Annotated in this window: 21 protein-coding genes and 1 riboswitch; of the genes, 19 read left to right on the top strand and 2 right to left on the bottom strand. The window is 53.6% G+C overall.

Translation table 11 applies throughout. From position 1 onward, the window contains the following. Positions 1–100 precede the first annotated feature (100 nt). The 11 genes from L6439_RS15350 to L6439_RS15300 all read left to right on the top strand — a co-directional run bounded on the left by L6439_RS15350 (position 101) and on the right by L6439_RS15300 (position 13,368). Entirely contained in the window at positions 101–1,246 is a 1,146-nt protein-coding gene (locus tag L6439_RS15350; protein WP_168180615.1) for an MFS transporter, read from the top strand. A gap of 115 nt (positions 1,247–1,361) precedes the next feature. Continuing rightward, entirely contained in the window at positions 1,362–2,090 is a 729-nt protein-coding gene (locus tag L6439_RS15345; protein ID WP_168180616.1) for a phosphonate ABC transporter ATP-binding protein, read from the top strand. Between the two features lie 92 nt (positions 2,091–2,182). Further along, on the top strand, positions 2,183–2,821 hold the full coding sequence (locus tag L6439_RS15340) for a DUF3298 and DUF4163 domain-containing protein (protein ID WP_213468314.1): 639 nt from the start codon (positions 2,183–2,185) through the stop codon (positions 2,819–2,821). Between the two features lie 127 nt (positions 2,822–2,948). Next, positions 2,949–4,238, top strand: coding sequence for a hypothetical protein (locus L6439_RS15335; protein WP_237096492.1), 1,290 nt, complete (start codon positions 2,949–2,951; stop codon positions 4,236–4,238). 19 nt (positions 4,239–4,257) lie between these two features. Then, the gene (locus tag L6439_RS15330; protein WP_213468315.1) at positions 4,258–4,959 is read left to right on the top strand and encodes a response regulator transcription factor; all 702 of its coding nucleotides are present in this window, start codon (positions 4,258–4,260) and stop codon (positions 4,957–4,959) included. A gap of 26 nt (positions 4,960–4,985) precedes the next feature. Next, entirely contained in the window at positions 4,986–6,380 is a 1,395-nt protein-coding gene (locus L6439_RS15325; RefSeq protein WP_237096491.1) for a sensor histidine kinase, read from the top strand. Between the two features lie 250 nt (positions 6,381–6,630). Next, positions 6,631–8,490 carry a HAMP domain-containing sensor histidine kinase gene (locus L6439_RS15320; protein ID WP_213468316.1) on the top strand — a complete coding sequence of 620 codons (1,860 nt, stop codon included), beginning with the start codon at positions 6,631–6,633 and terminating at the stop codon, positions 8,488–8,490. 512 nt (positions 8,491–9,002) lie between these two features. Further along, positions 9,003–9,782, top strand: a complete 780-nt coding sequence (locus L6439_RS15315; RefSeq protein ID WP_213468434.1) for a transporter substrate-binding domain-containing protein — start codon at positions 9,003–9,005, stop codon at positions 9,780–9,782. Positions 9,783–9,875: 93 nt separating this feature from the next. Beyond that, positions 9,876–10,541: an amino acid ABC transporter permease gene (locus L6439_RS15310; protein ID WP_168180621.1), complete on the top strand. Its 666-nt coding sequence runs from the start codon at positions 9,876–9,878 to the stop codon at positions 10,539–10,541. Continuing rightward, on the top strand, positions 10,525–11,247 hold the full coding sequence (locus tag L6439_RS15305; RefSeq protein WP_168180622.1) for an amino acid ABC transporter ATP-binding protein: 723 nt from the start codon (positions 10,525–10,527) through the stop codon (positions 11,245–11,247). Before L6439_RS15310 ends, L6439_RS15305 begins: the two co-directional genes overlap by 17 nt. Before the next feature lie 1,169 nt (positions 11,248–12,416). Further along, positions 12,417–12,592: riboswitch (cyclic di-AMP (ydaO/yuaA leader) on the top strand. An 8-nt stretch (positions 12,593–12,600) separates the two neighbouring features. After that, positions 12,601–13,368, top strand: coding sequence for a 3D domain-containing protein (locus L6439_RS15300; RefSeq protein WP_213468317.1), 768 nt, complete (start codon positions 12,601–12,603; stop codon positions 13,366–13,368). A 65-nt stretch (positions 13,369–13,433) separates the two neighbouring features. Here the strand turns inward: L6439_RS15300 and L6439_RS15295 are convergent, their stop codons facing one another. After that, entirely contained in the window at positions 13,434–14,534 is a 1,101-nt protein-coding gene (locus L6439_RS15295) for a polysaccharide deacetylase family protein (RefSeq protein WP_213468318.1), read from the bottom strand. A gap of 145 nt (positions 14,535–14,679) precedes the next feature. Here L6439_RS15295 and L6439_RS15290 point away from each other — a divergent pair, with 145 nt between their 5' ends. The 7 genes from L6439_RS15290 (at position 14,680) to L6439_RS15260 (ending at position 19,352) form a co-directional block, all read left to right on the top strand. Beyond that, entirely contained in the window at positions 14,680–15,381 is a 702-nt protein-coding gene (locus L6439_RS15290; protein WP_168180625.1) for a dihydroorotate dehydrogenase electron transfer subunit, read from the top strand. After that, positions 15,362–16,294, top strand: a complete 933-nt coding sequence (locus L6439_RS15285; RefSeq protein ID WP_213468319.1) for a dihydroorotate dehydrogenase — start codon at positions 15,362–15,364, stop codon at positions 16,292–16,294. The genes L6439_RS15290 and L6439_RS15285 overlap by 20 nt, the downstream gene beginning before the upstream one ends. Beyond that, entirely contained in the window at positions 16,291–16,653 is a 363-nt protein-coding gene (gene lpdD, locus L6439_RS15280) for a prenylated flavin chaperone LpdD (RefSeq protein ID WP_237096490.1), read from the top strand. Before L6439_RS15285 ends, lpdD begins: the two co-directional genes overlap by 4 nt. A 231-nt stretch (positions 16,654–16,884) precedes the next feature. Then, the gene (locus L6439_RS15275; protein ID WP_168180628.1) at positions 16,885–17,559 is read left to right on the top strand and encodes a PspA/IM30 family protein; all 675 of its coding nucleotides are present in this window, start codon (positions 16,885–16,887) and stop codon (positions 17,557–17,559) included. A gap of 89 nt (positions 17,560–17,648) precedes the next feature. Then, a complete protein-coding gene (locus L6439_RS15270) occupies positions 17,649–18,053 on the top strand; it encodes a DUF350 domain-containing protein (protein WP_213468321.1) in 405 nt (134 codons plus the stop codon). Between the two features lie 31 nt (positions 18,054–18,084). Next, positions 18,085–18,591 carry a DUF4178 domain-containing protein gene (locus tag L6439_RS15265; RefSeq protein WP_172878940.1) on the top strand — a complete coding sequence of 169 codons (507 nt, stop codon included), beginning with the start codon at positions 18,085–18,087 and terminating at the stop codon, positions 18,589–18,591. Positions 18,592–18,602: 11 nt separating this feature from the next. Next, a complete protein-coding gene (locus L6439_RS15260; RefSeq protein WP_168180630.1) occupies positions 18,603–19,352 on the top strand; it encodes a DUF4247 domain-containing protein in 750 nt (249 codons plus the stop codon). A 94-nt stretch (positions 19,353–19,446) separates the two neighbouring features. Here L6439_RS15260 and xerS read toward each other — a convergent pair whose 3' ends face one another. Continuing rightward, positions 19,447–20,529: a tyrosine recombinase XerS gene (xerS, locus tag L6439_RS15255; protein ID WP_213468435.1), complete on the bottom strand. Its 1,083-nt coding sequence runs from the start codon at positions 20,527–20,529 to the stop codon at positions 19,447–19,449. Positions 20,530–20,723: 194 nt separating this feature from the next. Between xerS and L6439_RS15250 the strand changes: the two genes are divergently transcribed. After that, positions 20,724–22,100, top strand: coding sequence for an MATE family efflux transporter (locus L6439_RS15250; protein WP_213468322.1), 1,377 nt, complete (start codon positions 20,724–20,726; stop codon positions 22,098–22,100). The last annotated feature ends 51 nt before the right edge of the window (positions 22,101–22,151 follow it).

Below are 22,151 nucleotides of genomic sequence, written 5' to 3'. Positions count from 1 at the left end.
TTGCGGGGGCGGCCGGATGCCGCCGCTTCAAGCGTTCAAATCATAGTTTTGCGGAGGAAAGTCCATGTCAGCAAGGCGTTTCACTACGAGTTCTCCAAGCATGCAATTTTTCATTCTTATTATTGTGGTCACATTTACCGGATTGAGTCAAGGAATGCTGCTCCCGCTCTTAACGATCTTTCTGGAGCGGATGGGCGTCCCTTCCGATCTGAACGCGCTGAATGCGACAGCTTTGTACGTCGGCGTCTTCGCCATGATGTTCGCTGTCGAGCGAATCCTGCTCCGGGTAGGATACAAGCGGATGCTTCTCGGCGGGCTCATCGTCGTCACGGCGGCCATCGTGCTCTTCCCGCTGCTGCCCAATATCTATGTCTGGTTCGCGCTGCGGATGATTGTCGGCCTGGGGGACAGCGCCCTGCATTACGCGACCCAGCTGTGGGCGGTCTCCGTCAGCCCGGCTCACCGGCGGGGACGGAATATTTCGCTGTACGGGATGGCCTATGGGCTTGGCTTCAGCTTCGGTCCGCTCGGCATTAATCTGCTCCGGGTGCATGATTCCGCGCCGTTCCTGGTAATGGCCGCGCTGTTCCTCGTCGTCATCGGGCTCGTGATGTTCGTGCTGCCGAACCAGCCGGTGGAAGGCTTGCATGAAGGCGCCCGTCCCGAGAAGCGGTATGCCCGTTCATATCAATGGGCCTGGTTCGCGCTGCTGCCCGCCTTCTTGTACGGCTATATGGAAGCATCGATGAACAGCAACTTCCCGATCTATGCGCTGCGCATCGGCCTGGAGGAGCATTGGATCTCCTTCCTGCTGCCGTTTTTCGGCATCGGGGGCCTTATCCTTCAGCTTCCGCTCGGCATACTGAGCGACAAGTTCGACCGCAAAAAGGTATTGATGGCGTGCGGCCTGACCGGAGGAGCGGGATTCCTCCTCATCCCGTTCGCCGGAACGAGCGTCTGGGGAATTTTGATTCTATTCCTGTTGGTCGGCGGATTGGTCGGCTCCTTCTTCTCGCTAGGCTTGGCCTATGCCGCGGATATTTTGCCGAAGGCATACTTGCCTTCCGCGAATGTGATCGCATCCGTACACTTCAGCCTGGGCAGTATTATCGGGCCGAACCTGGCCGGCTTGGGGCTGCAGTACGTGTCGATGGGCAGCATGTTCTACCTGCTTGGCCTCTGGTACATCGGCTTCTCGCTGCTCGGCTTCATCTTCAAGCGGCAGGCAAAAACGCTTGCAAGTTAGGTCTCATCTTCCTACACTAATAAATATATGCTCATATGGTGCAAGCCGATTTTGGGAACAGGTCGAGAGGAAAGAGAAACGGAATGCCTTTTACGGATAGAGAGGAGTCAATGCCATGATTAAAGTAGAACGTCTGGTCAAGCGGTATCCGCCGGCCCCGCCGATATTGGATCGGCTGAGCTTCGAGCTCGAGCCTGGCGAGTTCGTCGGCGTCATCGGTCCAAGCGGCAGCGGCAAATCGACGCTGCTCAAATGCATCGCGATGCGCGAGAGCTGGACGAGCGGCAAGTATAACGTCGACGGTGTCAATATTTTCGAGAATCAGGTCAACGGCAAGCGCAAGGTGATGCGCGAGTTCGCTTATCTGGAACAGAATCCGGTCCTCAATCTGAATCGAAAAGTGCTGAAGAATGTGCTTATCGGGCGCTTCCATCAGACGCCGCTCTGGCGGATGGCTCTCGGCATCGTTCGTTCGGATGATTATATGGGCGCGATGGACACGCTTGAGATGCTCGGCTTATTGGACAAGGCGCATGAGGAGACAAGCAAGCTCAGCGGCGGGGAGCGCCAGCGTGTCGCCATCGCGAGGGCCCTCGTGCACGGGGCCAACGTCCTCTTGGCGGACGAGCCGGTCCTCGGCCTGGATCCGAAGGCCGCCGAGTCGGTGCTGGAGACGTTCCGCGGCTTGTGTCAGCGGGAGCGGAAGATCGTAATCGCCGTATTCCATCAAGCCGAGCTGGCCGAGAAGTATGCGACCCGCATCTGGGGAATGAAGGAAGGACGGATCGCGGTCGACGTGAAGGGACGCCGCCTGCTCCAATCGGAGAAGTCGCTTATCCAGTAGTGGAGTGCGGAATGCCGCTTAGGCGAATGTCACGCCGCGCCTCTCCTCGCATATATTGGGATTATGACCCAGGATGAAGCGAGGGGATAGAGATGACCACATCAACGGAAGCGGATGCCACGACGATGTATCCGCTGCCGGTCCAGGTGGATACGTATGTCATCCGCAGACCGAAGCTGACCGTCTACGTGCCTCAGATTCGGGGCCGTGACGGGGTCGAAGCGGTATCCCGCATCAATGTGGCGATTCGCCGCCAGGCGGTCCGGCTCATCCGGATGACCGGGTACGGAGAAGCGCCGGAGACGGAGGTAACGGGCTCCTATGAGACCAAGCTGAATGAACGCCATTATCTCAGCCTCACTCTCATCGTCTATGGATATACGGCTCATGCCGCGCACGGGATGACGTATCAGGCCGGAATGACGATGGATGTCCGGAACGGGCGGGAGCTGAAGCTGGCGGATCTTTTCAAGCCGGGAGCCCCTTATGTGAAGGTGCTGTCGGACCATGTAGCCGCCCAGATTAAGGCGCGCGACATTCCCGTATTGGAGCCGTTCACCGAGATTCGGCCGGATCAAGATTTTTATATGACGGACAAGGAGCTTGTCCTCTTCTTCGGCTTGTATGAGCTGGCTCCATACGCCTACGGCTTTCAATATTTCCCGATCTCCATCTATACGCTGCAGGATATCAAGGCGGAGAATGGAATGATCGACGCGCTATGGTATTAGGACGGGGTTTGTCATGGTATTGTCACCTTTCGGTGACAGTTTTTTTTTATAATGATGGAGTATGTATTCTGTTAAGATATAATCATAATCAGGATAAATCTGAACTGATGAAAGAGTGATAAGCGGAATGACAATGCGATGGATACGAAGCGTGTCGCTTCTTCTCCTCGGGTGCTTCCTGCTGACCGGGTGCGAATGGCTGCAGGATCCGAAGTCGTTAATGAGCATGCCTCGGCTTCCGGAAGATAAAGCGAAGATTATGACGATCATCGCCTCGCAGATGCCGAAGGGAGTTAACAATATCGTGCGCCCGACCAATACCGAGGATGCCAGCGCCATACGGCTCGCCGATCTGAACAATGACGGGCGGGCGGATACGGCCATCGTCTTTTACGAGACGCCGGACAAGGATGTGCGCCTGCACGGACTCGTCTTCCATAGCGACGGAGAGACGTGGAACAAGGTAGTCGAGTTCGACGGGGTAGGCGTCAGCTTGGATCGGGTGGAGCTCGTGGACTTGACCCATGACAACAAGCTGGATCTCGTCGTCGGATATGGGGGCAGCGACAAGGACTTGAACAAAGGATTGGTCGTCTACTCGTTCACGCAGGACGGCATTGTCAAAATATTCGAGCAGCCCTATTCCCAGTTCGTCATCGATGATCTGAACGGGGACGGGAAGAATCAGTTGTATATCGTCAATAACCGCCGCGACATGCCGCCGGTGCTGGCCATGTACGATTTCAAGGACGGGAAGATGTCCAAGCAGAATGAATTGACGCTGGACAAAAACGTAAGCACGTATACGAACATGATTTCAGGACATATAAGCACAAACCAAAAAGGAATCGTGCTTGACGCATTGGCTGGCGCCAATTACGGCGTGACGGACATTATCAAGTTGACACCCGATAATCAGCTCGTCTCCGTCCTGCCGGAAGAGATGGCGATCAAGCCCTACAACGTAGCCAGCGGTGACATGAACGGAGACGGCATCATCGAGATTGCGATCCCCGAGATGCCGCCGGGCTGGGATATTTATGCGTCGTACGCGATTCCGTACTTCACGAGCTACTATCAGTGGGACGAGAAGAAAGGGTTGAAGCTGGTCGAGAAGCAGTACCGCGACTATGAGGAGCGGTTCCAGCTGAAGCTGCCGAATTCGTGGTATGGCCGGGTCACGATTGATACGAAGTCGAAGAAGGATGAATATATCCGGTTTATGGACATGCATACGAATGAGACGCTGGCCGAGATTAAGTTTTTCAATCCGGAAATGTGGGAGACGTACAAAGAGAAGTGGACCTATCTCAGCTCGTATGGAGATACCATTATCGGCGTATTCAGCAAGGAGCCGCTGATGCTGAACAAAGGAACTCCGAAGCTGCCGGATATTAACCGGGAAAGCAATGAATGAACGAAGGAGACGGAAAGAGATGACGAAGATACTCATTCTGGAAGATGAAGAATCCATTCGCAGCTTTATTGTCATCAACCTGAAGCGCAACGGATTCGATGTGGTGGAGGCCGCTAACGGCAACGATGCCTACCAGATTCTAGTTAATGACACGACGATTGATATTGCCCTGCTCGACGTGATGGTTCCGGGCATTGACGGCTTTGAGGTTTGCCGCCGGGTCCGTCAGTTCAATGAACGGATGGGCATCATTTTCCTGACGGCCAAGGTTCAGGAGCAGGACAAGGTATACGCGTTGTCGGTCGGCGCCGACGATCACGTGAGCAAGCCGTTCAGCCCGACGGAGCTGGTGGCCCGCATTCAGTCTCTCCTGCGCCGGGTCAACGCTTATCAGCAGCCTGCGCAGAAAGTCGTCTATCATTCGGGGCCGTTCACGCTCGATCTGATTGCGAAGCGGTTCACGAAGCATAATCAATCGATTGATCTGACTCCGACGGAGTTCTCGCTGGTGCAGTTCTTCATGGAGAAGGAAGATATGACATTAAGCCGCGATGTGCTGCTTGATTATGTATGGGGCAAAGATTATATGGGCGATCCGAAGATTGTCGATGTCAATATCCGCCGCCTGCGGCAGAAAATCGAGGACGAGCCTTCGTCGCCTAAATATTTGGAAACAGTCTGGGGACATGGATACAAATGGAAAGGTTCCTCTTCATGCTAAAGCCGGGTATACGGCGTTCCGTGGTAATGCACTATTTTATCGTCGTGTTTTTGACGATGCTTATTTTGGAGGCGATATTTCTTATCGCTGTCCGCTCCTATTATTATGATTCGATTTCTAACCATATGTCGTCTCATTTGAGTGTCACTACATCGCTCTACCAGCAAGGCAACGCGGGGGTCAATACGGAAGACCGGAGCTGGCTCCCCGTGCTGCTGAAGCAATACAATATGAAGAAAGCGGAAGTGCAGATTCTCAACCCCCAGGGCGAGGTGCTGATATCGTCCAGCTATTTCCGGGTGGACAAGCCGGTCGCCACGGCCGACGTTCTCAGTGCCCAGAGCGGCACGATGGGGCAATGGATTGGCAAGCAGCCGGGGACGGGAGAGGCGGTGATGTCGATCGCGTCACCGATCTATGCGAAGGGAGATATCGTCTACATCGTCCGTCTGGTGACTTCGCTGGATTTGGTCAATGCCCGCATTAACAGCATTGTGCTGCTGTCTGTTGTTATTGCGATCGCGGTTCTCATCGTCGTGCTCATCATCAGCATCGGCCTGGCGAATTCCATCGTGAAGCCGATTAATGAGATTACGAGCGCTTCCGCGCAGATGGCGAAGGGGCGCTTCGATGTTCGCATCAAAGAAGAATACAAATATGAGATCGGCGAGCTGGCCCGGACGCTCAACTTCATGGCTCATGAGATCGTCCGCAGCAATCAGCTCAAGAATGACTTCGTCTCCTCGATCTCGCATGAGCTGCGAACGCCGCTGACCGGGATTAAGGGGTGGAGCGAGACGCTTCTCTCCGGGCAGTTCGAGGAAGAAGAGAGCAAGCTGGGGATGAACGTCATCCTGAAGGAGACTGATCGGCTCATCGGTCTGGTCGAGGAACTGCTTGACTTCTCGAAGCTGCAGGAGAACAAGCTGCAATTCAACTGGTCGCCGGTCTGCCTGTCGGGAATATTGGAAGACACGGTGCTGCAGGTAAAAATGAAGGCCGAGCAGAAGCAGATTCATATTGAGGTGCGTTCCCGCGGCGCGGAGCAGCCTATCTCTGGCGATGCGAACCGGTTGAAACAGGTGTTCCTCAATCTGATCGACAATGCGGTCAAGTTCTCGCCGAATGAATCGGTCATTACGGTCCATTCGACTTGGGACGAGGACAAAGTAGTCGTGCGCATCGTGGATCAGGGCATTGGCATCAGCAAAGAGCATTTGGCCAAGGTCATGGATAAGTTCTATCAGGTGAACCCGAGCCATGGGGGCACGGGCTTGGGCTTGGCCATTACGTATGAGCTGGTGAAGGCGCATCATGGCGATATGAGCATCGACAGCAAGCCGGATGTAGGCACGACGGTGATTGTGACGCTTCCGATTCATCAGCCGGCCGCTAGCGAACCGGAGGACGAGAAACAGTGACCCTATGACTTTTGTATAAAAGGACAAGGCTTTTGTATATATGAACATATACAAAAGTCTTTTTTTATGGAAAATGGAAGATATGATATCTATGTTCGACAAAACCTACTATAATGAGATCGAACTTGATCGCAGGAAATGTCGCAAACCATCGCTTCATGTCATTGGCGAAGATTGAAATCCGTTAGTATGTAGAGACTGGGCTCTGGCGAGACAGAAATGAGAGCCGCCGAGCCAAACGGAGGCTGTTATGTTACGGACGATTCACCGGCAGATGATGGTCCGCATCATCGTGACCGTTATTGCCGCACTTGCTGTCATTTCATTTTTCTCCCACCAGGCGGTACAATCAATCATTCAGCGCAACATGACAGAGAATTATTTGAATCAGGTGAAGCTGGCTGCGAACGAGGTGGATTCGGCACTCCTTCATCACAAGAAATCGGTAGAAACATTTTCCCGTTTTATTCGCGAGCTATACCGGTTGTCGGATGATGTGCAGGCCGACGTCAGGAGCGCAACGAGGCTCTTTGCGGGCAGCCCTAACAAATTCGTCAACGGCTACTGGTTCACGGCGCACTCGAATTATCGCAGCCAGGGGAAGCATTCTATCTGGTACGGCTATGACAAAAATGGGAGGCCTGTCGAAATTAAGAGCGGACAGCATATCGATGCCTCGTCGCCCGTCTATGCCAGCGATCCGCGCTTCGATTACTATCATGGAGCCGTCAAGAGCGGGGGAACACATATTACCGCCCCTTTTATCGATCCATTAACACATCAGCCGATGCTGTCCATCAGCACCCCCGTATATGACGGGGAGGATCAGCTGCTGGGCGTGGCCGGCATTGACGTCCATTATAACGATTTGCAGCAGGTCGGCTTGCGGCTCAGTTTCCATCCGGAAAGCAAGACCTTGCTCATTACGAGAGACGGGGATCTGCTGTATGACCCGGATAAGCGGCATACGATCTTCGCCAATCTGTATCGGGACTTCGACGAAGATCTCATTCCGATATTCGAGCAGGTCAAAAAAGATATTACGCAGACCGCAGAGACGACATCGATGACGACATATCAGGACACGAATATGATTGTGTTTACGGTCGGCTTGAAAGAAGCGGAGTGGATTGCGATGATTATGCTCCCGGCCGCGGTAATCGACTCCGTTCTTTACCGGGTCGCTTGGGTGACATTCGGCACCTTCACGCTGGTTGCGGTTGTCGTCGCACTGCTTCTGCATATGTGGATCCGCCGCCTCATCCATCGGCCTTTGCGGCGTCTGGTCGATGCCTCGTCCCGGCTGGCGAGAGGGGATTACAATGTGCGGGTGGAGCTGGATCAGCATAATGAATTCCGGCTGCTTGGCGAGCATATGAACCGGATGACCGATTCGCTTCACAAGCAAGTTCAGCTTGAGCAGGAGATGAAGCGGATGGGCGCCTTGAAGGTTGTGGGCGAGATGGCGGCGGCCATCAGCCATGAGATACGCAATCCGTTGACGACGGTCAAAGGATTTCTGCAGCTGCTCCGCAGCAAGCCGGAGCATGCCAAGGAGCACGTTTATTTCGAGACGATGATGGAAGAGATCGAGCGTGCGAACTCCATCATTACGGAATATTTGACGTTGGCTCAGCACAAAGTCGCGGAATTCCGCAAGCAATCATTGAACGAGGTGATAACTCATATTTATCCGCTCGTGCAGGCGGCGGCGACGACGGATTGTCAGGAGATCCGGCTGGAGCTCAATCCGGTGCCGGAATTCGAGATGGATGAAAAAGAAATTCGCCAGCTGCTGCACAATCTGATCCGCAACGGGTTGGAGGCGATGGAAGCAAATCAGACGCTGACCGTTCGGACCTGGAATGATGAGCGGGCGGTACATCTTGAGGTTGAGGATGAAGGACCCGGCTTCGATTCCGCCGTATTGCAGTCGGCGGGAACCCCTTTCCTGACCACGAAAGCGGGCGGAACCGGCTTGGGGCTGTCCATCTGCTATCGTATCGTGCATCGTCATCGGGGAAGCATGGAAATCTCCTCCGTTCCGGGCAAGACGCTCATACATATCCGGTTTCCGCTCATTCCAGAGAAGCCTGAACCTGTTCAGTGAAGGGGCGGCGGGAAGTGCGTGTTCAATGACCTGTTCTTCCCGTCGTTGTACGCGTGAAAAATATACATAATTATACATATTGGAGCGTGCTGTCGCATAATCTTCGGAATAGAAGGAATACTCCCCAAAATAGATCGAAAGCAGCAAAGGAAAGGGTTGATGCATCTAATACCCGCGAATACAGATGGCGTGCCTGTCGAAGTTGTACCAAAAATTAGTATTTTTTTGTTTTGGAAATGAATATAATAGGGAATTGCCTGTTCAGCAAGGCGGTTGGATGAAAAACTGAAAATGTGCACATTTTAGTAATAAAGCGGTTGCCTTATGACCATTGACCGGTGTTTTTTCTGCAATTGGTGAATTCTCCCGGTAACACAGCCGTTCCAGCATCTTTTTTGTTCTAAACCATTGTATATCTATACATCATCATGTATAATTGGGAACGACCGAAATCCTCCTATCATGGGAAGGAAGGATAATCAGAGAAGTGGGGATGAAGTATAGTGAGAACAATGAAGATTCTAGCGGTATGTACGCTATTAATGGCCATCCTGGTTGGCTGCGGAGCCAAAGGAGATAGTTATGACCATATTACAAGCAAAAAGACGCTCATTGTCGGCGTCAGCGCCGATTATCCTCCATTTGAGTTCCACAAGACGATAAACGGCAAAGATGAAATTGTCGGGTTCGACATCGACTTGGCGAACGAGATTGCAAAGGATCTGGGCGTTGAACTAAAAGTCGATGATATGAAGTTCGAATCCTTAATTGAAGCGCTGAACTCGGACAAGCTGGACATGGTTATCTCCGGTATGGATCCAACCCCGGAGCGGGCCAAGGCGGTAGATTTCTCCGATCCGTACTACCTGGCTGAGGCTGGCGTGATCGTGCGTGCGGCCGACAAGGACAAGTACAAGACGCCGGAAGATTTGAAAGGGATGAAGATCGGGGTTCAGAAAGGATCGACTTTTGAGAATGTCATCTCCCAGATTCCGGAAGCACAGCCTGAATTGCTGGCCAAGGTAAGCGATCTGGTCTTGGCGCTGGAGTCGAACCGGATCGAGGCGGTCATCGTCGAGAAACCGGTCGCGAAGGCCTATGCCGCGAACCGTCCTGAACTGGAGATGTCGGATGCCGTGCTGCAGCCAGCGAGCGATGGCTATGTCATCGGCTTCCGCAAAGGCAGTCCAAAGATGGTCGAAGCCGCAAACAAGACAATTGCCCGCCTGAAATCGGAAGGGAAGCTGGACGAGTTCATTACGAAAGCGACCCAGATGGCGGAAGAGCAATAAATGCCCGTTACACCCGGGGAGAAAGAGGCGGCGCAAGCCGCTCTTTTTCGTTCTATCACATGACAGGCAGAGATTGGAAAGGGGAAGAGGCTGTTGTTGGACTGGCTCTCTATGCTATGGGATTATAAATGGGACTATTTATCCGGAGCCCAGATTACGGTGCTGCTCTCGCTGGTAGCGGTGCTCGCCGGCTTCGTGCTTGGCGTTATTATTGTGCTGATGAGGATTGGGCCATTCAAGCCGCTGAATTGGTTCGCAGTCGTCTATATCGAGCTGCTTCGCGGAACTCCGCTTCTGGTGCAATTGTTTATTATTCATTTCGGACTGGCTCAGTTCGGTATCGAGTTCAGCAAATTCACTTCCGGCGCGATCGCCGTCTCCATTAACAGCTCGGCTTATTTGGCGGAGATTTTCCGTTCGGGCATCCAGGCGGTGGATCGAGGGCAGGCCGAAGCGGCACGTTCGCTTGGCATGACCAAAGGCATGACGATGCGCTATATTATTTTGCCGCAGGCATTCCGTACAGTCATTCCGGCAATTGGGAACGAGTTCGTCACCATTATCAAGGAGAGCTCGATTGTCAGCCTGATCGGAATCATGGACATTATGTTCCAGACAGATATTATCCGCAGCAAGACGTATACGGCTATGGGACCCCTCCTTGGAGCAGCTATGATGTACCTCGTGCTGACGATTCCATTGTCTAAGGCAATCGGCCTTCTGGAAAGGAAGTTGAAAAAGAATGATCGAAATTCGTGACCTGCATAAATCGTACGGAGAGCTGAGCATTTTGAATGGCTTGAACATGACGATCGAGCAAGGGGAAGTCGTCGTTGTGATCGGGCCGAGCGGCTCGGGCAAGAGCACCTTTCTCCGCTGTCTCAATTTGCTGGAGACGCCGACCGCGGGCGATATTCTGTTCGAAGGCCTAAAAATTAATGACAAAAAGCATGATATTAACGCAACGCGCACCAAAATGGGCATGGTATTTCAATCCTTCAATCTGTTCCCGCATATGTCGGTGATGGACAACATTACGCTGGCTCCCATTAAAGTGAAAGGGAAGAGCAAGGCGCAAGCAGAGGCGACCGCGATGGAGCTTTTGAAGAAGGTCGGATTGGCGGACAAGGCATCTGCTTACCCAGACCAGTTGTCCGGCGGACAGAAGCAGCGGATTGCCATTGCCCGGGCATTGGCGATGGAGCCGCATGTCATGCTCTTCGACGAGCCGACATCCGCCCTGGATCCCGAGATGGTCGGCGAAGTGCTGGAAGTAATGAAGTCGCTCGCCCGTGACGGGATGACGATGGTGATCGTAACGCATGAGATGGGGTTCGCTCGCGAGGTCGGAGATCGCATCGTGTTCATGGATGGGGGGCATATCGTCGAGCAGGGACCGCCGCAGCAATTGTTCGCTGCGCCGCAGCACCCCCGCACACAGGAATTCCTCGGACAGGTTCTTTAAATGCACGATGCACGCGAAAAGACACAACTAAAAAATCAATGGAGCCGGTTACCCATTGACCCTCCAAAACAGAGCCAGCCGGTGCTTCCGGCTGGCTTTTGCACGTGCGCCGGAAATGCAGAAAGTACGTTCCTCTCATCTGAAAATGAAGCGCCGCCCATAATCCCCTTTTTCCACAGTCAAAAAATCCCTTTCTCTTAAGAACACTATCCTGATGCCAGACAATCAGGAGATTGCGTGCTGCTCCTTACGAGAAGTATCCCCATGGAGCAGGCAGCGTAATAGTACGTGTTGGTTCCTTATGAGCAGTATCCCCATGGAGCAGGCAGTGGAATAATGCGTGTTGGTTCCTTATGGGCAATATCCCCATGGAGCAGGCAGCGTAATAGTGCTTGTTGGTTCCTTATGAGCAGTATCCCTATGGAGCAGGTAGGTAATAGTGCGTGTTGGTTCCTTATGAGCAGTATCTCCATGGAGCAGGCAGTGGATTAGTGAGTGTTGGCTCCTTACGAGCAGTATCCCCATGGAGCAGGCAGCGGAATAGTGCGTGTAGATTCCTTATGGGCAGTATCCCCATGGAGCAGGCAGTGGAATAGTGCGTGTTGGTTCCTTATAAGCAGTATCGCACCTAAGCTGGGATTGAAGTTAAAGGCGCTCTGTTTCATGCCAGCTCGGCTATTCTTCAGAAGCCGCTTCAAAATCATCGTATCTCCTGACGGGCCAGGGCAACAAAGGTTGTGAGCTACCTGACGGAATGGGAGATGATGGAATGGGAGAGTGGTCCAAAGGCAGCGAGCTGCCTCATGGAATGGGAGAGTGGTCTAAAGGTAGCCAATTACTTGACGCAACGGGAGAGTGTCCCAAAGACAGCGAGCTACCTGACGCAACGGGAGAATGTCCCTAAGGCAGCGAACTGCCGACAGAGGGGGACAGTACGAGCAAGCCGCGTGCCAACAGGAAATTAGACATCACCAATATGAGGAAGGGGCAAAACTGTTTACAAATTTGTAATCTATGATATAGTAGTAATCGCTGGTTACAATTTTGTTACATACCTGATTCCTTATGGACGGAATGAAGCGATTTCATAAGTCATTTTGGCCCAGTTCATAGGATTCTGAAGCATGTTGTGGCTTAATTTCCATTAACTGCATGCGCACAGGTTACAAAATTGTGATATGCTGCAATTCGAGCCGAACATAGTACGGGGGATGATTGACCGGTGTTCATTTCACAACGGGATGAGCGCCTTGGGGTGAATCAGAACTGGCGGGTGGCCAGCATGTAGGGTACTCCTTGACCCGAATCCGACAACTAACCTCGCAGGCTAGCTTAAGGAGGAACATACACCATATGCGGAAAAGAACGACATTAAAGCTTGCAGCGGCAGTGCTGGGATTAAATCTTGTATTTCAAATCATGCCGGCATATGCTGAGCCTTACATCGCCCAAGACGGGGACACTTTTTACTCTCTAGCGAAGAAGCATAATATTGATCTGGACGTCTTGATGAAGGCGAACCCGAACATCGATGCTCGGAATATTTATGGAGGGTTGAAGCTGGAGCTTCCGAAAAAGACCTTGCAAGGTCTTGCGGTGGAAGATCAGAACGCTGCTTTGATAGAAGCGGACATGGATGAGACCGCATCGGCAGCGGGTAAGGCTGCAGCAGCAGCGGACGAGCCGGCAGCTGCTGCGGAAAAGGCATCGGCGGTTAAGGAGCAAGTGCAGGAGAAAGCGAAGCAGGCTCCGCAAGCTGCTAAGAATAACGTACTTACCGTCTCCGGCAAGGAGATGACCTATAAAAAGAAATTGAACATGAAGGCCACGGCATATACGGCCCATGCGAGTGAAAACGGAAAATGGGGCGCAGTCGATTACTTCGGCAACCCATTGAAGCTGGGGACGGTAGCCGTGGATCCGAAGAAGATTCCATTGGGAACAAAGCTGTTCATTACCGGCTATCAGTTCAAGCATCTGCCGCAAGGCGGATTCATCGCGGAAGCTCGCGATATCGGCGGCGCCATCAATGGCAACCGGCTTGATATTTTCGTGCCTGTCAGCAAGAAGACCGGCAGCACTTTCGGCATTCAGAATGTCGAAGTATATATAATTTCATAATTCATATCAACATCATTCAACCCCTGTCCATCTTGTGGCAGGGGTTGTTTTTGCATTTCAGGGCTTCAATTGTCTTTTTTATCTTTCCGGTCCTGGAGCAGCTCGGGCACGGTGACAAAACGGTAACGCTGCTTCTTCAATTCCTTGATGATGGAGGGCAGGGCTTTGACCGTTCCTTGCAAGTAACCGTTTTGCTTGCTTCCCCCGGCATGTTGAAGGACGATTGAGCCGGGTCTGACGGCGTTGATTACGTTGTTATATACTTCTCTGGCGTTCAAGCCCCGCCAGTCGTTGGAATCGACGTCCCAATTGACGACCAGATAGCCGTGATCCCCTGCCCACTTTAACTGCTCTTCATTGATTTCCCCGAAGGGAGGGCGATAAAATCTTGGCTTGTAACCAATTATCTCTTCAATTACCCGTTCCGCATCCTTCACTTGCTGCTCGAAGGCAGGAAGTGACAGCTTGGTCATCAAGGGATGGCTGTAAGAATGATTGCCGATAATATGGCCTTCCCGGACGATTCGCCGAACCAGGTCGGGATGGGCTTTGGCCCGAGAGCCCACGAGGAAGAAGGTAGCGCGAATGTTATGCTCCCGCAAAATGTCGAGCACAAGCGGGGTTATCCGGTTATCAGGGACATCATCGAAGGTAAGGGCTACCCGGCGCAGTCCGCGCTTAGAGCCATGAAGCTTGAAAATATGCGGGTATTTCATTCGGAGTTGCGCCAGGCTCAAATGGTGCTGGCTTATTCCGGATTTAGTGTTCTGCGAAGCGGATTGAGCTGGCTCCGGGATCGGTGGCTCCTTTTGTTTCATGGCGGAATTCTGTACTGCACTCTTCCGTACCAAGGAGTCGGATTCGACTTTTTCCTTAGCGCCTTCCGTTTTGGCAGCTCCCTTCATTGTCAAGTGGAACTTGGGCAAAGGCAGGGGCTGATGCGGCAGAGGATGCGGCTTGTCCTGCAGGACGAAGGAGATCGTGCGCTGGCCTGTCTCAGCTCGTTGCGCCGCTTCCTGGCTTGGCTGTCGTGCCATCTCTGAAGGTGGCTGGTCCGTTTCCAATGAATTCAGCTTCGGATCCGGGGCCGCCTGGTGGGAACGCGGAAAGCAGCCGGCCACCACTACCAGGCATACCAGCAGGCAGCATATCTGTTTTGTCCGCAATGATCTTCCTCCTTTCCCGATTGCACCTGTCTTCTTGTTATGTCCGTTCTGGGCCCGATTTATGCCGAACGTGACCTGCGTCACAGAGGAATGGCGCCGTTACAGGCATAGTAGAATTGCTAAAGGTGAACAAAGGAGCAAACACGTGCATAAGATTCTTACCAACAATCAGATAGCTCAAGATGTTTATCTCATGACAGTAGAAGGCGCTTTTGCGGGGCGGATGGGGCAATTCTATATGCTCCGGGCATGGAACCATTATCCAGTTCTGTCACGCCCGATAAGTATTCACAATTTGGAGCCGGGCTCTATCCAATTTCTCTACAAAGCCGGCGGCGAAGGAACGGCCCGGTTCGCCAGCCTTCGCCCGGGCGATTCGATTCAGCTTGAGGGGCCGTTTGGCAACGGTTTTCCCGAAGTGGAGGGAAAGACCGCGTTACTCGGCGGAGGCATCGGCATCGCGCCCCTGCTGTACACGGCGAGACAGCTGGACAAGCCGGATATTTATCTCGGATTCCGGGGGGCTTCTTATATGACGGAAGCGTTCGTTCCCTATGCGAGCGAGCTTGTCGTCCGGGTCGATGCGAATATGCTTCTTGAAGTCGATATGAAGCAATACGACAATATTTTTGTATGCGGGCCGCTAAGAATGATGGAGGCGGCTGCCCGCATGGCGGAAGGGTTGGAGACGAAGCTGTTCGTCTCACTGGAGAAGAGAATGGCTTGCGGCATTGGAGCCTGCTACGGGTGCTCCGTGAGAACGGCAAGCGGCAACCGCAAGGTCTGCTCAGACGGACCTGTATTTCAGGCACAGGAGGTGGCGTGGCATGAGAAGCTTAGCGTGTAATGTGGCGGGAATTGAATTCAAAAACCCGCTTGTCATGGCTTCCGGCACATTCGGCTTCGGGCAGGAATATGCCCGATACTATGATATCAATCAGCTTGGCGGCATCGCCTCCAAAGGACTGACCTTACAACCGCGTCCAGGGAACGAGGGCACGCGCATCTGGGAAACCGCAAGCGGCATACTGAATAGCGTCGGGTTGGAAAATCCGGGCGTCGATGCGTTTCTTCAGGAGGAGATGAAGTTCTGGGAAAAGATAGAACCGGTCAAAATCGCTAATCTTGGCGGAAGCACGATCGAGGATTATCTGCTAGGCGCGCTGAAAATTACAAAGGATGCCGAGGACCGCCGCAAATTAAGCCGGCCTGCAGTCGACATGATCGAATTGAATATATCATGCCCCAATGTGAAGGAGGGCGGCATGGCCTTCGGAATCCGAACCGAGGTCGCCCGGGATGTGATTCGCGAAGTCCGTCAGGTCACCTCGCTGCCGCTGGCGGTGAAGCTGTCGCCGAATGCGGAGAATGTGGTCGATATGGCGGTCATGTGCGAGGAAGAGGGAGCGGAATGCGTGTCGCTCGTCAATACTTTCTCCGGCATGAAAATAGATATCCACCAGCGTCGCAGTGTGTTCCAAAATACGTATGCGGGGCTGTCGGGCCCGGCTATCAAGCCGATTGCGCTGCGCATGGTTCATCAAGTCGCGCAGGCGGTCACGATTCCCGTTATGGGAATGGGCGGCATTTCCTCTTCGGAAGATATCATTGAATTTATTATGGCGGGAGCCGAAGTGGTCCAGATCGGTACGTACAATTTCATGAATCTGCGGGCAGGCGAAGATCTGCTGAACGGTCTGACGGCCTTTATGGAAAAAGAGAATATTCATAGTTTGGATGAAATTCGGGGAATTATATGATGAGCGGGGGCTCTAAGGAAGCGGCTCTCCCTGGGGCCGATATTCGGGTACAGGCGATACGGCAAGGCCGGGATTGGCTGTTCCTCCTGACCGGGGGGGAGGCGCATATTGGCGCCGTATCGACCTCATGGAATGCGGCGGGACAGTGGAAGGCCGCCACACATGCCGTTCCCGGGCATCGTGAGGACGAGCTTGCCGCCGCCATGGCCCTCCGCGCCTCGGAAGCGCTGGGGACGACCGTAACCGTCGCCGCCGGCATTCATTACGACCAGCTGAGGAAGGAACATATCCCGCTGGTCGTGGAGCAGGCATGGCGGCAATTCACCGCCGAATTGGACCGGGTTCGCCGGGAAGTGTGATAATTATGCCGAGGCCGCCGTGACGGCCCCGGCATTTTCTTTTTGTCGGACACCTCCGGCGACCGCTATTTTTCTTCTGCTGCGCATGCTAAAATAGGAAAAGAAAAAAAAGTGAAACAACGTCGGATTCCATTCGTATGTATGGGTATAAAGACGGATTAACAACATGCCCAGGAATCCAAGGCTACCCGGATACTCTGAGGAATAAGACTGCATAGGGAGGAACTGTCCATGTCATTATTCAAACGCTTGCGTGATGTAACCATGTCCAACATTTATGCGCTGATTGAGAAAGCCGAAGATCCGATCAAGATGACCGATCAATACTTGCGCGACATGCAAGAGGATCTGGAGGAGGCAGAACGTGCAGTAGCTCAGCAGATCGCGATCGAGAAGCGCTTCAAGCAATCGTACGAGGAGCAGGCCGCGCTGGTGAAGAAGCGCGAGGAGCAGGCCCATATCGCCGTGCAGGCCGATAATCTGGATCTTGCCCGCCGGGCGCTGGAGGAGAAAAAAGCCGCCGAGGAGAAGATGAATGAATTCAAGGCGAGCTACGAGCAGAACAAGGCATCCGCCGACAATCTTCGCGCGAAGCTGGACGAGATGCGGAAGCAGTATTCCGACATGAAGAACAAGCGCGAGACGCTCGTGGCGCGCTATAACGCGGCGAAGGCCCAGACGGAAATCAACAAGGCGATGGCAGGCTTCAGCTCCGATACGGCCATGTCCGGATTGAAGCGGATGGAAGACAAAATGCTGGCGATGGAAGCTCAAGCCGAGGCCTCGAACGAGATGAACGGTTCTTCCAAATCGCTTGACGATGAGTTCGCCAAGCTGGGCAAGAACAAGGATGTCGAGGACGAACTCGCGGCCATTATGCAAAAATACAATAAGTCCGCAGAGTAAGATCAGGGACGCTTGCCGCAAGGGCAAGCGTCCTTCTTAACCAATAGGTACGGAGATCTCATCGAACGGTAAGGGGAGTGCAGGATAACATGATTCTCGACAATATTGCCGGGATCGCGATATGGACGGCAACAGGAGCCCTGCTCCTGTTCTTGCTTATGTTCGTGGATTCGCTGTTCACGGGTTACAATGATATTCAAGAAATGCGGGCAGGGAACGTTGCCGTGACAACCCGCTTCGTGATGAAGCTCTTCTCGCAAGGATTCATCCTGTCGAGTTCGATTAAGGTTGCCTATAGTCTGGGCGAGGCGCTGTTCATGTTGGCCGTCTCCTTCGTTATCCTCCTCATTTTGGAATTCATTCTCCGCCTGTTGTTCCGGAGCGTGTTCGCCATGAATTTGGAGGAAGGCACGAAGGAAGGGCGCATGTCATACGCCCTCGTGGCTGGTTCGATGCATATCGTAGGCGCGCTCATCATCGCCGCTTGTCTGTAACGGACAGAGGGCAACGGAAGGAGAGATACGGATGAGCTTGTGGAAACGAATCAAAAACATAGTGGCCAAGCCCGAAGCGCCGAAGCCGGAAAGAAAACCGTCCATGCTGGAGCCGGGAGACATTTGCGAAGTCTCTTTGATCAGCTATGAAGTCGTCGGCCGGACCGATTGGCGGATTCGCCCGGGAACCTGGGTGACCCTGCGCGACGGGGCGAATATACGGTATTTGCATGTGGAACAGCGGGAACAGCCTTATTACAGCTTATATCAGGGGATTGACGGACGGCTTGATTCGGTGGAGGAGGTTCCGACCGAGATCGATCTCGACGGAAAATGGTTCTATCTGGAGGATCAATATGACGGCAGAGTGACCTGCACCGGCCAGACGCCCTTCGGCGGAGCCGGGGAGCAGTATGTGTGGCAATACCAGTCCGACGACCGGAAGCTGCTCCGCATTGAATGGCAGGATGGGCGCTTCCAGTTGTATGAAGGCGAAGCGGTCATCGCGGCGGATGTGCGCATCATCCGCCGATCATGAGGAGCCCCGCCATGAATACAAGGGGTTGGAACGCCGTCAAATGGATCATTATCGCCAGCCTTCTCTTTCCGTTGCTGGCGGCCTGCGGCCGGATCGATCTGTCCGCATCGTATCCGTTGGAATCGGTGGCGAGGGATGGAAGCAGCACCTCCTATATCTATCGCGCCGAGAATACGCCGGTGCCGGAGGCGGCCGAGGCGATTGCGGAGCAGCGCAGGCCGGAGCAGATATCGGAGACGAGTACCGAGCGAATGTTCCTGGTCTACCGCGATCAGCTGATTCAGATTCAGCAGGATCCGGAGAAACCGGAAGACAGCCTGATCGAAGTCGATTCCAAGGAATATGTGAAGAACAATTACGATCGCAGCTTCCTGGAGATGTACCTCCAATATCGGCTGTTGGATACGCTGTTCGACTCGCTCCGGGGAGCGGGGGGCTACCGGGGATATACGGATCGCGGAGATTATAAGCCAGCTAAGCCATACCGGGCGCCGACGACCGAGGAGAAGAAGAAGATTCCTCCGCTTACCGTCGAGCGGAAGGGTTCGATCTTCCGCCGCGGCACGAGCAGCAACGACTCGACGGTCGGTAGCGGAGGGAGCATCTTCAAGCGTACGCCGTCGGACAGCAATACGCGGGGCTCGATCACCAGGAATAAAAACGAGTACGACAAGTCGTCAAAATATACCCCGCCGAGGGTGAAGAAATATAAACCGCCGAAGACGCGAAGCCGCTCGGGCAGCATCTTCCGGCGAAGATAAGCAGCGCCGCCCATCCTGTCGCTCCACGGGAGAGGCGGCGTTTGCATGCGATGAAGGGGTGTTGTGCGTTGGATGAAGCGCCACAGCCCGATGCCTAGTTCTCTCCCCGGCGCTCGATCGCTTCGGACATTGTCTTGTCCGTCAGATGGGCATAGATCTCCGTCGTCTCTGTGGAAGCATGGCCGAGCTGCTCCTTCGTCTTGTATATATCATTATGCAAATAATAGTCCGTAGCGAAGGAATGCCGCAGCTTATGAACGGTCAGAGCCGGCTTCCCGAACCCCTTCGCGTATTTGAGAATCATCTGCTGCATGGCCCGCTTCGTCATCCGCTTGCCTTCCTTCTCTCCGTTCTTGATGGCGAGGAAGAAGGCGCGTTCCTTCTTCGGGGCCGCATAGCGCTCGGATCTGAGGTCAATATAATCCTGCAGATGCTGCTTGGCGCTGTCCCGAAAATAGACCGGGGTCTTGAAGGTGTCGTCATTATGGCCTTTGCGGTAGACATTGACCAGCTTCCGGTTCATATCGACATCGTCCATATTCAAATTGACGACCTCGCTTACCCGAAGCCCTGAATTCAAGATCAGGCTGACGATTGCGGCATCGCGCACCGCATTGAGCGCATGGGCATGGGTAGCCTGCTTATTGTCGGCGACATCATGGGCGTATCCGGTACGGACATATTCGACAAATTCATCCAGTTCCTGCTCTTCCAGCAGCTTGCCCTTCAGCTTCGCTGCCGTGTCCTTGGGCTTATGTACGCGCTTGATCTCGATCTTCGCCATGACGTTCCGCTTCAACAACGGGTAAAATTGATCGTCCTCCGCAATCTGGCTTAAATAATGGAACAGCGAGCGAAGCGAGGACAGCTTCCGGGATACCGTCACTCTCGAATTGGACGCTTCTTTGTATGTGGTCAAATAAATGCGGAAGGACGTAATATGCTCCATCCGAAGCTGCTCCAGATCGGAAAGCGTCACATCCCGCGTCTGCTCCGCTTCGGTGAGGCGCTCTGCCACCAGCCACCCCAAAAAAATCTCGTAATCCCGCACATATTCCAGCAGCGATGAAGGGGACAGATCCGGCAGCTTATATTCGATAAATTGCTGGATGTACCATGGCAAGCCGGGCAGCTTCGCTTCCAGCGCCGCCCGATCCTTCGCTTTCTGAATTGTCATCATCGGTCCAGTACTCCTTTCTTTCATCTATATTGTAACCGAACCTGCGTTCCCAAGCAAAACTTTCCGTTTGATGTTACAATGGGTGAGGTGTTCTAGACGCATGCCATCTTCTCCTTGTCGACGGGGCAGAGCGGCCGGTATCGGCCTGATGCGAGCTGACACCATATGACAGATAAGGAGCAGGCAACATCATGAAGCAAACGTTTACGCTGCAACAAAAAATCGTTCAACTGCTGCATATTTTAGTGCCGATCTTCGTTACCCAGGTTGCGATGCAGTTGATGTCCTTTTTCGATACGGTCATGTCCGGGAACTACAGCGCCACCCATCTTGCCGGCGTCGCGATTGGCGGCAGCATCTGGGCTCCCGTCTATACCGGCATTAGCGGCATCTTCCTTGCCGTCACCCCGATCATCGCCCATCATATGGGAGCGGGCCGGAAGGGAGAAGTGGCGCCGAGCGTGACCCAGGCAGCTTATCTGTCTGTCATCGTCGGAGCCGCCGTCGTTCTGATTGGCTCATTCGTTCTCGATCCGATTCTGTCGGCCATGAGATTGGAGGATGAGGTTCATCGGGTGGCGAAGGATTATCTTATCGCGCTCGGCTTCGGCGTCATTCCGGCATTTCTCTATACGGTCTTCCGGGCAAGCATTGACGGACTGGGTCAGACCCGGGTTACGATGTTCATTACGCTGCTGTCCTTCCCCGTCAATGTCACCCTCAACTATCTCTTTATTTTCGGGAAATTTGGACTTCCGGAAATGGGAGGCGTCGGCGCCGGGATCGCTACCGCGATTACATATCTCATCATTGCCATTGTCGCTTTTCTGTTCCTGCGCGGCAACGCGATGATGCAATCGATGGGCATGCTTAGGCAATGGGGGGGCATTTCCTTCTCCCGCTGGAAAGAGATTCTTCGCATCGGCACGCCAATCGGGCTGTCGATCTTTTTCGAGGTCAGCATCTTTGCGGCGGTCACGCTGTTCATGAGCGAATATGACACGAATACGATCGCGGCACATCAGGCTGCATTGAATTTCTCGTCGCTCCTCTATATGCTGCCGATGAGCATCGCGATGGGGTTGACGATCGTGGTCGGCTTCGAGGCGGGAGCGAAGCGGTTCAGCGATGCGAAGCAGTATACCCGCATCGGAATTCTCTCGGCCGTAACCCTGGCTTCCTTGTTCGCCGTGCTGTTGTTCCTGTTCAACCACAAGGTCGCCGGCATGTACTCCGATGAACCGGATGTGCGCCTGCTGACCGAGTCGTTCCTCATCTATGCGATATTTTTTCAACTGTCCGATGCGGTGGCGGCCCCGGTCCAAGGCGTGCTGCGGGGATATAAGGATGTGAATGCGGTCTTTTTGATCGCTCTGATGTCTTATTGGGTTATCGGGCTTCCGGTCGGCTTCATGCTGGCCAAGTTCACCTCGCTTGCCGCCTATGGGTATTGGATCGGGCTCATCAGCGGTCTGGCGGCCGGGGCCATCTGCCTCTTCACGCGGCTGGCCATTATGGAGCGCCGGTATGCGAAGACGGGCGCAGCCGCTGCCTGGCAGAGACATTGATGCGTTGGCATCGGCCAGTGGCTTGTTAGGTTAATCACGATAAGGAGGATG

The sequence above is a fragment of the Paenibacillus dendritiformis genome (assembly GCF_021654795.1).
In the GTDB taxonomy this organism is placed as follows: Bacteria; Bacillota; Bacilli; order Paenibacillales; family Paenibacillaceae; genus Paenibacillus_B.
The sequence above is the reverse complement of the archived record's forward strand: the minus strand, read 5'-3'. Positions and strand labels throughout refer to the sequence as shown.